Origin of the sequence: Vibrio sp. IB15 (assembly GCF_016406055.1) — a bacterium.
Lineage (GTDB): Bacteria > Pseudomonadota > Gammaproteobacteria > Enterobacterales > Vibrionaceae > Vibrio > Vibrio chagasii.
The window spans coordinates 25,702-40,319 of the sequence record NZ_JAEFCE010000009.1 but is presented as its reverse complement, the minus strand read 5'-3'; the positions used below and the strand labels follow the sequence as shown (position 1 = coordinate 40,319).

The 14,618-nt window shown below is 44.6% G+C and carries 12 protein-coding genes; 6 read left to right on the top strand and 6 right to left on the bottom strand.

What is annotated here, in order from left to right; all coding sequences use genetic code 11:
* The first annotated feature begins 126 nt into the window (after positions 1-126).
* Complete coding sequence (locus JC606_RS05030; RefSeq protein ID WP_198778143.1) at positions 127-2,982, top strand: FAD-binding and (Fe-S)-binding domain-containing protein; 2,856 nt, start codon at positions 127-129, stop codon at positions 2,980-2,982.
* Positions 2,983-3,051: 69 nt separating this feature from the next.
* Here JC606_RS05030 and JC606_RS23330 read toward each other — a convergent pair whose 3' ends face one another.
* The 3 genes from JC606_RS23330 to JC606_RS05015 all read right to left on the bottom strand — a co-directional run bounded on the left by JC606_RS23330 (position 3,052) and on the right by JC606_RS05015 (position 4,610).
* A complete protein-coding gene (locus JC606_RS23330) occupies positions 3,052-3,201 on the bottom strand; it encodes a hypothetical protein (protein ID WP_233090101.1) in 150 nt (49 codons plus the stop codon).
* Positions 3,202-3,471: 270 nt separating this feature from the next.
* Entirely contained in the window at positions 3,472-3,717 is a 246-nt protein-coding gene (locus JC606_RS05020) for a hypothetical protein (RefSeq protein WP_198778141.1), read from the bottom strand.
* A 23-nt stretch (positions 3,718-3,740) separates the two neighbouring features.
* Positions 3,741-4,610: an AraC family transcriptional regulator gene (locus JC606_RS05015; RefSeq protein WP_198778140.1), complete on the bottom strand. Its 870-nt coding sequence runs from the start codon at positions 4,608-4,610 to the stop codon at positions 3,741-3,743.
* A gap of 115 nt (positions 4,611-4,725) precedes the next feature.
* Between JC606_RS05015 and JC606_RS05010 the strand changes: the two genes are divergently transcribed.
* From JC606_RS05010 to JC606_RS05000, 3 genes are all read left to right on the top strand, one after another.
* Positions 4,726-5,874: an aminotransferase-like domain-containing protein gene (locus JC606_RS05010; RefSeq protein ID WP_198778139.1), complete on the top strand. Its 1,149-nt coding sequence runs from the start codon at positions 4,726-4,728 to the stop codon at positions 5,872-5,874.
* A gap of 260 nt (positions 5,875-6,134) precedes the next feature.
* Positions 6,135-7,124: an oxygen-dependent tRNA uridine(34) hydroxylase TrhO gene (gene trhO / locus JC606_RS05005; protein ID WP_171761860.1), complete on the top strand. Its 990-nt coding sequence runs from the start codon at positions 6,135-6,137 to the stop codon at positions 7,122-7,124.
* 156 nt (positions 7,125-7,280) lie between these two features.
* Positions 7,281-7,538 (top strand): YdcH family protein, encoded by a 258-nt coding sequence (locus JC606_RS05000; protein WP_032498145.1) that lies wholly within the window; start codon positions 7,281-7,283, stop codon positions 7,536-7,538.
* Between the two features lie 54 nt (positions 7,539-7,592).
* On the opposite strand, the gene JC606_RS04995 is transcribed toward JC606_RS05000, so the two are convergent.
* Complete coding sequence (locus JC606_RS04995) at positions 7,593-8,867, bottom strand: sensor histidine kinase (RefSeq protein ID WP_198778138.1); 1,275 nt, start codon at positions 8,865-8,867, stop codon at positions 7,593-7,595.
* The gene (locus JC606_RS04990; protein WP_198778137.1) at positions 8,839-9,507 is read right to left on the bottom strand and encodes a response regulator transcription factor; all 669 of its coding nucleotides are present in this window, start codon (positions 9,505-9,507) and stop codon (positions 8,839-8,841) included. Before JC606_RS04990 ends, JC606_RS04995 begins: the two co-directional genes overlap by 29 nt.
* A 104-nt stretch (positions 9,508-9,611) precedes the next feature.
* On the opposite strand from JC606_RS04990, the gene JC606_RS04985 reads away from it, so the two are divergent.
* Together JC606_RS04985 and JC606_RS04980 are read left to right on the top strand one after the other, a co-directional pair.
* A complete protein-coding gene (locus JC606_RS04985) occupies positions 9,612-10,784 on the top strand; it encodes a DUF5666 domain-containing protein (protein WP_198778136.1) in 1,173 nt (390 codons plus the stop codon).
* Between the two features lie 112 nt (positions 10,785-10,896).
* Positions 10,897-11,364: a GNAT family N-acetyltransferase gene (locus tag JC606_RS04980; protein WP_137407102.1), complete on the top strand. Its 468-nt coding sequence runs from the start codon at positions 10,897-10,899 to the stop codon at positions 11,362-11,364.
* A 26-nt stretch (positions 11,365-11,390) separates the two neighbouring features.
* Here JC606_RS04980 and JC606_RS04975 read toward each other — a convergent pair whose 3' ends face one another.
* Positions 11,391-14,306, bottom strand: coding sequence for an alkaline phosphatase family protein (locus JC606_RS04975; protein WP_198778135.1), 2,916 nt, complete (start codon positions 14,304-14,306; stop codon positions 11,391-11,393).
* Positions 14,307-14,618: the final 312 nt, after the last annotated feature.

Below are 14,618 nucleotides of genomic sequence, written 5' to 3'. Positions count from 1 at the left end.
GAAGTTCAATCGGTGTCACAGCAATTCCACTGCCGTTGTGACACCGTTTAAGCACTGGAAAATAAAACAAAAAAACAAAAAACAAAAAACAAATCAGTGCCAAATAAGAAGCACAAGGAAGCAAAGATGGTAACAAACACATCCCATGAGCGAGTAATTGACGTTAAAGCTTATCAGCAGCTTGAGGCGATACTGGCTCAAAAAATAGAAACGGAACGCATTGTCACGCAAGAGGCAAAGCGATTGGCTTACGGCACCGATGCGAGTTTTTATCGCTTGGTGCCGAAAATGGTTCTAAGACTTAAAAACTTAGAGGAAGTGATATTCACGATTCAAAGCTGTCGTGAGCTGGGCATTCATTTTACCTTTCGCGCGGCAGGTACCAGCCTTTCAGGACAAGCGGTTTCAGATTCAGTACTTATCACTCTGACCGACGATTGGCGTGGCCATGAGATTGTCGATAACGGCAATCAAATCATTCTTCAACCCGGTGTAATTGGCGCTGATGCCAATAAATACCTCGCCCCGTTCCAACGTAAAATAGGCCCAGACCCAGCCTCTATCAACACCTGTAAGATTGGTGGTATTGCCGCGAACAACGCCAGTGGCATGTGTTGTGGTACTGCGCAGAACTCCTATCGCACGGTCGAAAGCATGAAAGTCGTATTGAGCGATGGCACCCTGCTCGATACCGCAGACAGTGCTAGCGTTGAATCATTCAAGCAGTCACACAAAACGCTGTTTGATGGTATTGCTGAATTACACCGTCAAACCAGCTCAAATCAAGAACTCGCCGACAGAATCCGCCACAAGTATCGCCTTAAAAACACCACGGGCTACGCACTCAATGCATTGGTCGATTACCACGACCCAATCGAAATCATTAAACACCTGATGATCGGTTCAGAGGGCACGCTAGGCTTCATCGCCGAGATCACTTACAACACGGTGATTGAACACCCGAACAAAGCCTCTGCTCTGCTGGTGTTTGCCGACATCGAGCAAGCTAGTAAAGCCGTGACTACGCTATCCAAAACTCCGGTTGCGGCTGTTGAGTTAATGGACGGTAGGGCGTTACGTTCTGTCGCGGATAAACCGGGTATGCCTGCGTTCATGCCAAGCCTAGATCTAGAAGCAGCAGCTATTTTGGTGGAATCACACGCCAGCTCCCAGCAGGACTTAGATTTACAATGTAAATCAATTTTGGATGCATTAGCTGATTACACGATTGTCGAATCTGTCCCTTTCACGTCCGATCCTAAGACTGTCGCTACCCTGTGGGGCATCCGTAAAGGCATGTTCCCGGCCGTTGGCGCAGTGCGTGAAGTCGGCACGACGGTCATCATTGAAGATGTTGCTTTCCCAGTCGACAATCTTGCAAATGGCATTCGAGAGCTGCAAGAGCTGTTCGATAAATACGACTACAGCGAGGCGATCATTTTCGGCCACGCCCTAGAAGGCAACCTGCACTTTGTATTTACCCAAGGCTTTGATAGCCAAGAAGAGATCGACCGTTACGGCGGATTCATGGATGACGTAGCCGAGCTTGTCGCCGTGAAATATCAAGGTTCTCTGAAAGCGGAACACGGCACAGGCCGTAACATGGCACCTTACGTGGAGTTGGAATGGGGCAAAGATGGTTACGCCTTGATGCAACAGATCAAAGCGCTGTTCGACCCAGAAAGGTTGCTCAACCCTGGCGTTATCATCAACGACAACCCAAACTCCCACATCACAGACTTAAAGCCAATGCCAGCTGCCGACGATCTTGTCGACCGCTGTATTGAGTGTGGATTCTGTGAGCCAGTCTGCCCGTCTCGCACACTGACCTTGTCACCTCGCCAACGCATCGTGTTGTACCGAGAACTGCAACGTCGCCGAGAAGCAGGTGAAGAGATAGAAGCCAGCGAACTAGAAAAAACCTTTGAATACCAAGGCATTGATACCTGTGCGGCAACAGGCCTGTGTGCCGAGCGTTGTCCGGTAGGCATTAATACGGGAGACTTGGTGAAGAAACTTCGTGTTGCCAAGTATGAGAAGTTCACACCAATCGCCAAATGGACAGCGGATCATTTCTCGACCACCACGAAACTGACCAAGGCAGGTCTCAAAACCAATCAAGTAGCGAGTAAAGTTCTGGGCGCAAACACGGTCGGCAAGCTTACCAATGGCCTGCGCTCAGTGACCAAAGGCGCAACGCCAGTTTGGATGCCAGAGATGCCGCAGTCCAACAGTCACACTCTCACGGCTTCACCAATGACAGCCGCAACGTCTAATGACGCAAAGAAAGTGGTTTACCTCCCGTCGTGTGCTAGCCGAACCATGGGTCAACAAAATGATGCGGGTGATCAACGCCCTCTTACTGAAGTGACCATGTCTCTGCTCAACAAAGCTGGATTTGAAGTCATCCTGCCGAAGAAATTAGACGAGCAATGTTGCGGTATGCCTTACGACAGCAAAGGGATGAAAGATATAGCCCAATCTAAAGCACAACAGCTCGAAGAAGTGTTGTGGCAAGCGACTCGTCAGGGTGAATACCCAGTATTGATGGACACCAGCCCATGTGCCAAACGCAGTATTGAGCAGTTCACTAAGCCCTTAGAAGTTCTGGAGCCGACAGGCTTTGTGAATCAATATTTACTTGAACATCTGACGCTTGAGCCACTGAAAGAGACCGTGATGCTTCATGTCACTTGTAGCTCTCGCCGAATGGGCTTAGAGGGCGCGATGTTAAACCTCGCTAAAGCCTGTACTGAAGAAGTGATTGTTCCTGAGCATATTCAATGTTGTGGCTGGGCGGGTGACAAAGGCTTCACTACGCCTGAACTGAATGAAGCAGCGGTGCACCCACTTAAGGAACAAGTACCGAGCAACTGTACTCGTGGATTCAGTAACAGCCGAACTTGTGAGATCGGTTTGTCGCATCACAGTGGCATTCCATATCAATCAATCTTGTACTTGGTGGACGAAGTTGCGCAGTAGCCAGACTTTAAAAGCGAGACACACTCTAGATAAAAAGGTTGCCTGAACGGCAACCTTCTGTGGCTCTAGTTAAAGCTCCCTCATGATGATTTGACAGTATATGTCGTTTTCTGGGCAAAGGTTCAAAGAATTGTTCATTTCGTTGTTGAGTTCTTGAGCGTGACTGGTAGAAGCCAACATGAGTTGTATCAGTGCGGCCAAAATGGTTGTTTTCTTCATTACTGTTTTTCCCAATGTATACTGAAACAGAGAGCCCTTAAAATTTAAGTATATTAAAGCTGGCTCACTCCGAAGAACCATACTACTCAGAACTTTAAACATGAATGCCCATTTCTTAAAAAAGACGATGGAAGACTCAAAGCCGCATGAGCTTTCTCTGAATAATGACTACCAGTCCGAACCAAGCTAAGTTTAGCGATAAGCAATATTTAGGGTTTTCAATATTTTACAATACACTTTATTTAAACGAGACCATACTCAACGCTATGGTTACGCACTAATCAGGTTCGCTAACTCTTGCGCAGAATAGTGCTCAGCCTCTTGACCTCTGCTGATCAAGTCAATCACTCGGAACCCTCTCATATCACCAAACTCTTTGATCAAGTAATCTCGAAACGCTTTTTCGTTCGGCAATTTTCCTCGCACGATATAACCCTCTTCTTTGTCGAAGTCTTCCGTCTCAAAAAAAGAAAAATCAGTCATACCAATGTTATGGCAATACAAAACAAGATACATGTTTACTCCTCAAAATGGGTGGATTAATAAAAACTCACGGGAAGATAGAAATCAAGTTCAAACACTTCATCACTATTAAGGAAATGATTCTGATGATAATGCACATAGGCGGGAGTTGAACGCTGCTTGAAGCCTGATGTAGGTAACCATTTTTCTAATACCATACTGATCTGTGGTAGCAATTCTCCATAACGGCCATTGAGTCGAAACACAGCATGCAAACCGCCGGGAATCACCATCTGATTAACTACGCTACGGTACTTAATAGGTCCACTGATCGCGATACACGCCACATAGCGACACTGGTCCATCTCGACCCAAGCAGGGTTTGAATGGTGCAAACCAAACTGGGTCGAAAAATCACGTTGCTCAGAGTTCGCCCACGCTTTCAATATCAACCACGCATTGCGAATAGAACGGTTATAGCCAGTGTGGCGAACATAGGCTGCCATACGTTCAGGTGTTTCCACTATTTTTGGTTCGGGTAGTATCCGCTGTGCGACATTTTGATAACCCGCCGCCACTTCAGGATCTTTCAAATAAGGCTTTTCGGCGATCTGTAAATCGTGTTTGCGCCACTCGCCCGGAGACATATTAAAGGTCGCTTTAAACGCTCGGCTAAACGAAGACACCGAACTGAAACCACATTTATTGGCTATCTCAACCACCGACGAGCGGGTATCGAACATCAACTGATTAGCGGCATACTCCATTCGGGTACGTCGAATGTATTGATGTAACGACTCCCCCACCACACTTTTGAACGTGCGATGAAAATGTTGCTCTGAGTAAGCCGCAATCTCAGATAGCGCTTTGGCAGACAACGGCTGACTGATGTCTTGATGAATATGGAACAGAACATCATTGATTCGAGATATATGTTGACGTGACATCGTTTAAACAGCATAAATGGACATGTTTAAGAGCATAAATGGACACGCTAGTTTTTACAATTGCCGTGTAATATCAAGCGATAGAATAAAAACGGAAAACGACGAGACACAACACATGGAAATCGCACAGTCATTACAACAAATTCAATCTTCATATATTCGAGAGATCCTCGCTGCAGCAAGCGATCCAAACGTCATCTCACTGGCCGGTGGTCTGCCGGATGAGAAAACATTCCCAATCGATTTAATGAAGCCAACGCTAGAAAATCTAGCGAACATGCCTGAAGTTTTCCAATACGGCTCTACGGCTGGTTACGGCCCATTGCTTGACCATCTAACGCAAAGCTACCAATTGCCAGAAACTCACACAGCGATGATCTGTACAGGCTCTCAGCAAGGTCTAGATTTGATTGCTCGTGCATATGTTGACCCGAATGATGTAGTTGTGATGGAAGCGCCGAGCTACTTAGGTGCGATGCAAGTGTTTGGCTTGGTTCAAGCAAACATTGTGACTGTGTCTCAAACCGAATTTGGCCCTAACCTAGATGAACTAGAAACGTGCTTTGCCGAGCAATCGCCAAAGATGTTCTACGCGGTGCCAGATTTCCATAACCCAACGGGCGTATGTTGGACAACAGAGACTCGCCAAAAAGTGGCAGAGCTGTGTATCAAATACAACGTGGCGTTCATTGAAGATGCACCATACCGAGAGCTACGTTTCACAGGCACAGAGCTGCCGTTGGTTTCGTCTTTCTGCCCTGATAACTCTATCGTTCTTCGTTCATTCTCTAAGATTGCATCACCTGGTTTACGTATCGGTGCGGTAACAGGCAAGCGCAGCTACCTTGAGCCACTGATCAAGGTGAAGCAAGGCGCAGATTTGCACTCAAGCGTTCCGATGCAGGCCCTACTGCTTGGCCTTCTAAAGCACCAAGACTTTAACGTACACATGGAAAGCATCCGTTCACTATACAAGTCTCGCTATGAAGTGCTGTTTTCAGAACTAGAAAAACAACTGCCTGCTAACTGTGTATTGAAAGCCGTAGATGGCGGGATGTTCATTTGGGTTGAAATTCCAAAGTGCGATACTTTTGAATTGGCTAAGACCCTACTTTCAAATGGTGTAGCCGTTGTACCAAGCCCAGTATTCTATCCAAAGCCAGATGGAGCAAAAGCCGCACTGCGCTTAAACTTCACTAACGCTAATCCAGAAGAGCTGACTGAAGCGGTGAAACGCTTAGCGGAAGTACTTAACCAAGCGTAGTCGCCAATTAAGTAAGACAGATTCAACACAAGCCCTGCTGTATTTGTACAGCAGGGCTTTTTCGTTCCTCAAACCATAAACCCACAATAAAATAGGTGATAAATAGCCCTACACTTGGTTGGTTTTTGTCCTACATAGCCTTAGTTATACTGCGGCGGATTTTAATAAGCCATCATGACGAGCTAGGCTTCAATGTCCAGCTATGATCAGAATAGGCAACCGCTCTGGATTTACGTTCCAGCTCGCAGAAAGGAAAAACCATGTCTCAATATGTTGTATGTGCTCTGTATAAATTCGTAGCACTTGATGATTACCAAGAAATTCGCCAACCGCTAACTGAGCTTCTAGAAGCGAATAACATTCGCGGTACTTTGTTACTCGCAAGTGAAGGTATCAACGGTACCGTTGCAGGTAAGCGCGAATCTATCGACGCTCTTCTTCAATGGTTCAAGCAAGACACTCGCTTAGCGGATGTTGTTTACAAAGAGTCGTTCAACGACGAACAACCATTCAACCGCACCAAGGTTAAGCTTAAGAAAGAGATCGTAACCATGGGTGTTGAAGGCATCGACCCTCGCCATGTTGTTGGTACTTACGTTAAGCCAAACGAATGGAATGACCTTATCTCAGATCCAGATGTGATCTTGGTTGATACTCGTAACGACTACGAAGTAGATATCGGCACATTCAAAAACGCAGTAAACCCAAATACGGAAACTTTCCGTGAATTCCCTCAATACGTTGAAGATAATCTAGACCCGAAGAAGCACAAGAAAGTCGCGATGTTCTGTACAGGTGGTATTCGTTGTGAAAAATCAACGGCCTACATGAAAGAGCAAGGCTTTGAAGAGGTTTACCACCTTGAAGGCGGCATTCTAAAGTACCTAGAAGAAGTACCTGAAGAAGAGAGCATGTGGGAAGGCGATTGCTACGTGTTTGATGGTCGTGTTGCCGTTAACCACCAGCTAGAAAAGAGTGGCTACGATGTATGTAACGCTTGTCGTCTACCAATCACAGAAGAAGACAAAGCCTCTGAGCATTTCGAGAAAGGCGTAAGCTGTCCTAAGTGTTTTGATAAGCACTCTGAGGAGCAGAAAGCGCGTTTCCGTGAACGTGAAAAGCAAGTACAGCTATCAAATGCGCGTGGTGAAACCCACGTAGGTGGCGATGCTGCTCACCTAATCGAACAGCGCAAAAAAGAAAAACTGGCACACAAAGAGCAACAACGTTCTGGTAAGAAAGCTCAGTAATATTTGATTCTGCTGAAATAACAAAGGGCATTAACGTATCCACAATGGAAGGTTAATGCCCTTTTTTGATCCTACTCTCGCTTTGTGTTTAGGGACACATTTATCTTCAAAAATAGGTTCTATACTGAAGTTAATTTGATGAAAGAGGAAGTGCCAATGCTCAATGAAAACCATGCCTTTATCTTAGATTTCCCAGAGCTAAAATTAGACATTGTTCAACTCAACCACGACGACGAAACCTTCAAAGCGGACATGCAGAAATACCATCAACTCGACTACGACATCCGTCAGCTTGAGATCTCGGGTAGTCCAATTGATGACGACAGCATGCACAACCTAAAAGTAGAACGCATGGAGCTCAAAGACTCGCTTCACAAGCAACTCACTCGACATCACGCCCTGAAAATGGTGTAGCCATACAAACACTTAGTGTGGCCGCAATCGTCACACTAAGTGATTAGCTAAACGTTAAGTTACCTTATTCCCATCAGAAAAATTCAAATAGGTATGAAACCTCTCGCCATCATCTCGGGTTTCAAAATGCCAATTCATACGCTCACAAATACGCTGAACAATAATCAGACCACAGCCGTAGCCTGCGTTATAGGTTTCGTTACCATCATGCCTATTGACGATCACCAACTCTTTCTCAATCAATTGAATATCAATGTCGCCGATACTGTAGCTAAATGCATTCTTGATTAAGTTGTTCATGACCACGGTGATGAAGCTTTCAGGCGCATACACGGTAGCTGATCTTGAAACATTAAGGCGGTAGCTCGCATCCTGTTTGGCAAACAAAATTGCCAACTCTTTCAGTTGCTGTCGGACCATGGTTTCTAAATCATGCTCAGAGAAGCGGTGTTCATCGACACTTTCTTTCCCAAGCAGCAAAAACATCTCAGTCAGAACACGCATTTGTTCACTGGCTTCTTGAACTCGATTGATAGCTTTCAACGCCACAGGAGGCTGGTTGTCGACTTTGGCGAGTAAATCTGCAGAACCTTGAATTACCATGATTGGCGTACGAAGTTCATGAGCGGCAAAGCGACTAAACTCCTCTTCTCGCTGAAAGTAGCCCGATATATCGTTTTTAGAATCGAGTAGAGTTTGCTCGATATGACGGGTTTCCGCGTAACCAGTTGTCACCTCAAAAGAGGGCTGGTCGGGCTGCATTAAACTGATTTTTTGCTCTATCTGATTCAGTGGACGTGACAATGAACGCACGACATAAACACTATAAAAAACCATAGCCAAGGAAATAAAGCCCCCCAACAGCATGGTGTAATAGTGGAGGCTCCACTCGTAGTTATCTAGGTAATCATCTGCATCATCTTGAAAGACGATGTACATCATCCCCTTGCCCGAAGGATGCTTCAAAACGATGAAATGTTTGTCCTCCGCCCCCAGAAGGTATTCATAGAAGCCTGGTGTTTTATAGTAACTTAACCAACGGGGTAATTCGTTCTCGCTCCAATAGGTGGAGAACTCATTCGGATTGGGCAATAAGGTATTTTCACCATATAACTCATACTCTGCGGTATAGCGGCTCGCTTCGGTATCTAACCAGTGGTGTAAGCTAATGACTTCCATCTGGTTTTCGGCCAAATAAATGGCTGTCCAGAACATGCTGAACATAACAAGTGTCATGATCCCAAAGCTTCTACGAATTTTCTTGTAGATACTTGGGTACGTGCTTTCTTTGACTGAGCTTTTACGCTTTAAGTCGGTATCCTTGTCCATGAATCGTCTCTAATCTTGAATGCTCAAAACCCTTATCAAGCGCATTTCGTAAACCATAAATGTGGCTTCTTAATGCATCACTCGATGGAGATTCGTCTCCCCAAACTGAGTCAATTACTTCTCTGCGCGACACTATTGCTGGGGCGTGTCGAATAAGCACTTTCAATATTTTCAGTTGAATACGACTTAGCTTAATCAGGTTGTCACCACGGAACACTTCATCGGTTTGAGAGTCCATCGTGATATCGGCAAAGCGCACCTTACCAACATCTAGCCTAGGACCACGGCTTGCCAATGCGTGCAGTCGTAAACTCAATTCTTGCATCGCGAAAGGTTTCAGCAAGTAGTCATCACCACCCGCTTGGAATGCTGCAATTTTGTCGTCCAGCTGCTCTTTTGCTGTCAGAAACAGAATAGGAGTACGACATGCCTGCTCTTGTCGCAGCTTTCTGACTGTCGAAATGCCATCTAATTTTGGCATCATGATATCCATAATAATGACATCGTAATGGTTTTCAGCCACTAGCTTTAATGCCGCTTCGCCATGATATGCGCAGTCAATACCAATACCTTCTAACTCGAGATAATCAGCAATGGTTTCAGAGACACTATGGTTATCGTCAACAATCAAAACTTTCATCGATTTATTTCACCTTTCTTCACGAGTGCTTCACGTTCGAGTTTATAAGATAGCGCCTAATTAAAACAAATAAACTTAAATTAATTCTATTAAAGAGTATAAAAATGAGAAAGTTAGCGTTAATTACAGCGATTAGTTTAGTCCTAGCTGGTTGCGGTGGCGGCAGTAGTGACAGCAGCAACACAAACGAAGCTCACACACCTTCATCTATCCAAAGCACGATCGACTCTGTTTCAGGCGATACCATTGTTGTTAATGGTTATAGCTATCAAGTAGGCAGCGCGAACTACGCAGGCGAAGAAGTCGCGATTGCTGACCTAGAAAAGAACATGATGGTTTCGATTGCATCTAACACTCGCAGCGCATCCGCTCACACTGGCGGGGCCCAAGTTGGTCTTGAACCGACGATCGTAGGTCTGATTGCAAATACTAACCACGTAAATGGCACATTTGAAGTCAACGGCATACCTCTAACTTTCTCAGCGCTTTCGACTGAGATTGAAGATGGCGATTGGGTGATGGTGTCTTCTCTACCGACCGCTAACGCAGGTTACAAAGTACTGTCGGTAGTGAAATTCGAACACTCTAACTTAACAGAGTCAGTTGAAGTTGAAGGCCTGATTAGCGAGTTAGACAGCAACGCAAAAACATTCAAACTCGGTGCAAATCTAAGCGTTGATTATTCAAATGCTCACATCGATAACGACGATTACAGCTCTGAGTTATCTAATGGTCTTTGGGTTGAAGTAACAGGCTCAATGACAGGCTCTGTACTAACAGCCAATGAAGTCGAAGTTGAAGACTTTGATGAAGTCAGCAATGACACGGAAATCGAAGGCATTATTACTTGGGTGGCGAACGACCAATCATCATTTGATTTAAGCTATAAAGGTCGCTTTGTTGTAAATAACAGCACTCGTTACGAAGACGGAAACAAATCGAACTTAACCGTTGGTGCAGAAGTTGAAGTCACAACGAAAAAAGCTAACGGCGACAATGTTGCAACCGAAATCAAATTTGAACACGACGATGATGCACAAGATTGGAATGACAACGATATCGACCTAGAAGGCATTGTTCAGAGCATTGATGAATCAGCATTGAGCTTTGTTATTCAGACAACTTCTGGTAATAAAACCGTCTACGTTAACCACAACACTCGCTATGAAGATGGCTTAACGTTCAACACGCTAACCAATCAACGAGTTGAAGCAGAGACGTATAAGGTAAATAACCAATACATCGCTAGCGAAATCGAAGCTGAAGACAACAACTAAATGTCATGAGTTTAAAAGCCACGTATCTACGTGGCTTTTTCATTTAGTATAAATATCAGCCGCTTATGGTATTGTTTGCTTATCCAAGATTCAGGGTAAGGAAATAGAAGGAATGACTATCATATACGGAGAACTTCGATTAGAAACCGTCTTAAGCTCCGAGTTCGGCGACCTGTTTGATTGCGTTAAGCAAGGTATCTTCGAACACGTCGACAATGTATTTGGCTGGGATGACGAGTTTCAACGTAACCGCCTCTCAAACGACTACCACCGCTCTTGGTTTCATTGGGTGTATAGAGACTCTCAAAAGGTCGGACTTACCTGCTTCAAACCTTATGACAACGCATATCATATCCACCTTCTGATCATTGACCCTCAATACCAAGGCAAAATGCTCGGTAAAAAAGTAATGTCACTCATCCACACCAAAGCCCTTCGAGAGCAACGAAATCAAGTCACCCTCTCTAGCTTTAGGAGTAACGCTCGCGCCATCAGCTTTTATCAGACGCTTGGCTATAAAGTTGTTGATGATAGTGATGAAGATTTTGTCGGAATGGCTCTCTCCCTAAATAACCATTAATGAGCCATTAGGGAGAGAATAAAACATTAACGAGCTGAAGTAATATCCAACTTATTCAACAATGAAGGGAATCCCCAACCATTCTCGCCTGCTACTACGGGTTCTCCGGTCAAGTACTCATAGAGAGTCGGTGCTAACGAACCATTGGCTTCGATCTTTAATGGTAATGAGTTCTCACCAATTGGGGAGCCCCAGAATCCGATAAATGCATCTTTCTCTAAATAGTCTTCACCAGCGTGACGCCCCGGCACTATTGTGTTGTAACCAATTCCCGCTTTAGGGAACAAATTAATGGTACCGGCTCTATCCTCAAGATAAATGTTAGCCAGTTGATTGACCGAATCAGGTCGAGGAGTCAATTGGGTTAAATCCGTCCACTCACTGCGACTACACCACGTTGAATCATCTTCTTTAACTGAACGGTTAATGCACTTTTCCACTAGCCGAGAGTAAACAGAAAAGTCAGCTTTACTCGGTGATGCAAGGTATGGGTTTAACGTTTGTATATTCAGTAAAGTAGGTGCCTGATTTCCCATTAATGACTCATAAAATAGTTTGTCACCGTGTCGAGTGATCAACTCGTCAACGCGCTTAAGATCACGATTGCCGATCACTCGAACAGAGCAAGCTCGCTCGCCACAGGCACTCTCTCTTACCACCATATAATCGAGACTCTCAGGTAAGCGTTTTGCTATCTCATCAATAACATTAATGCTGCCATCTTTTGGGGCAGCAATAGGCGCCCACTGTACCAACTCCTGATAAACCGGCTGTACAGTCCAACCCTGCTTTGAGTTAAAGAAATCCATCATAAAGTTGCCACCGGCGGTCGAAGCAACCACGACATCAACATGTTTAGAGCTTGGATAATTCAACGCATTCGTTATTTTAGGCCCCTCACCTTCATCCGAGGAAATTTTCTTCACCATAATTGGGTAATCAAGCTCTGCTTGTAACCCATCAAAAACTTGCTTCTCAGGATTCAATGAATAGAACACAGGTGTTAGCCCGTGATCCCCAGCCATTCCCCACAACGTCTTATCGTAGACACCAGCACTTTTATAAGTCGCTTCTATTTGACGAATCCAATAATCCAAACGATTTAACTCACCGGTTGGCATTAAAATCTCGTCACTAAAAGGCCCTGTAAAATGGGCGAAGTGATCGGGCCATGGGTTATACACCAAGGTGTAATCTGGCATCCCGTTGCCATCAAGCTCCGCAAACTGAGTTATCGACTGTTTAACTTGCGCTTTTTTAGATAACTTAGTGAACAAGTCAAAACTTGAAATAGAATGGTAGGCCTCGATGTCTTCTATCAAGGCCTTTCTTTTCTCTCGTAAAGCAACTTCAACTTCAGAGCGTGCCTGAAGCTCTTTTACACAACGTTTCTCACCGTAATCGCGTAATGACTCCCCTAAACCTAAGTTCACCAGACCATCATAACTTGTATGTGCATTCCAATCGTATTGAGCATTACAATTCAGCGTTTTAAGGTAATCGAGACGATCAAACATCGTCTGTACCTTGTTGTCTGCCATTAGTACATCCAGCTGGAGCGCATCATTCCCAAAGAAGTAATAAGCTCGGTCGATATCCCTGTCCACAAAGTGGAAGTTAGGCACGCCTGTACCACCTTCACCAGAAACCTTAGCGCCCGTTTTGATAATAGGCAGGTTACGCACGCTGATGGTTGGAGTCGACGAGATACCGACGCGGCTAATATTGTCTCGATGATCTTGATAAAGCTTTTTAAAGAAAGGCAGATAATGTGGATCACGGTAGGTTTGTTCAGATAGAACTTCCATGAACCTCACTTGTTGTTGATGCTCAGGTTCGATCACCTTTTCTATCTCGGGTTTATATTTCGCTCGGTCTTTATGGTTCTGATAAGCAACCGAAATAAAAGGCGTGCCTTCATTGACCAAACCCTCAATCAACCCTTGTTGTAAGCCATCTACCGTCACTTGCACAGCAAAACGTTTATTCTGTTGGGATTCCAAAAACTGAATTAGAGAGTCCGGCTGCTCATCAAAGGCTTGCTGCATCCAATCATCAAGCGCTTCAGCTCGCTCATCTTTATAAACAAATTGCCGGTAGGCTTTGAGTAAATTCAAGCGAACAAAATCAATAAGCGTGATAGTAAGAGCTTGTGCTTTGTTATTCGGCTTATCGGCATTTTCCGGCTTACCATCCTCGGCAATTGCGAGCATTGCCGATTTCATGTCACCCTCTTCTATGCCCGACGCTGCCTGAGCAATTAACTCAACAATAATCGGTTGTATCTGATTAATGATTGCTAAATCTTCAGGGCTGTTAGTTAAATAGGTATAGCTCTCTGGCAATCTTTCCATATCTTGCCAAACACCAATCTCAAACAGCGCATCGTAGATCACAACCATGTTCGCAATGAAGTGTTCATCGATTCGAATACCCTCATGATGTCCGGTTGCTTCTGTGGACGTATCAGGCTCTTTGTAATCAGAATCAGGCGCATCACCCACATAATAGAGGCTATGTTCAAAGCCTCTTAATACCTCATCATCGTAGACTGTCGATAGGTATGCTTTGAATACATCTTCACTGCCCAAGCCCGAATAGCGATCGTAGTAACTATAGAGAAAGTACCCCAAAGGAATGGAGTAAGTCGGGTTAGACAGCTGAGCGATCACCCGCGCTTTCGTTTTAGCATCCAAAGGCAGTGCGAGAATGTACGCATCTAGCGTTACGCCCGCGATCGTAAAGATCGCTGCATCGCGAGTTAATGTAGCCGAATAACTCAGGCTTGAAAGCACCTGGTTTTTCAAAACCTCACTTGAACTGAATACACCACCAATGACAGGCGTTGTCGATATATCGGCAACACTAGACGTTGGTACAACCGCTAAAGAAAGCGTGCTAAATAAATAGGCACGGCAACGACTTGGGGAATAGAAACTCATCAAATACCCTTAGTTTAATGTGTTTTTATAAATGTAAGTTATTGTTCCAGTTTAGTTTAACAACCAAAAAATGCGCAATGATGCACATCTCAAGTCCCCAATGAGCTGTCACTTATTAACTGGTAGTAATATCAATTACACACACCATTCATTCACTAGAGATATAACTTGCATATAAAACATTCAAATTTGATGTGACTCTAGAATAAAAGCTCCTGTGCTTTCCGCGCAATCCCTACTTGATACATTCCACAATAATGGCACTCGATTTATAAATAGTCATATTTATCAATGACATTCCGTCAATTGATT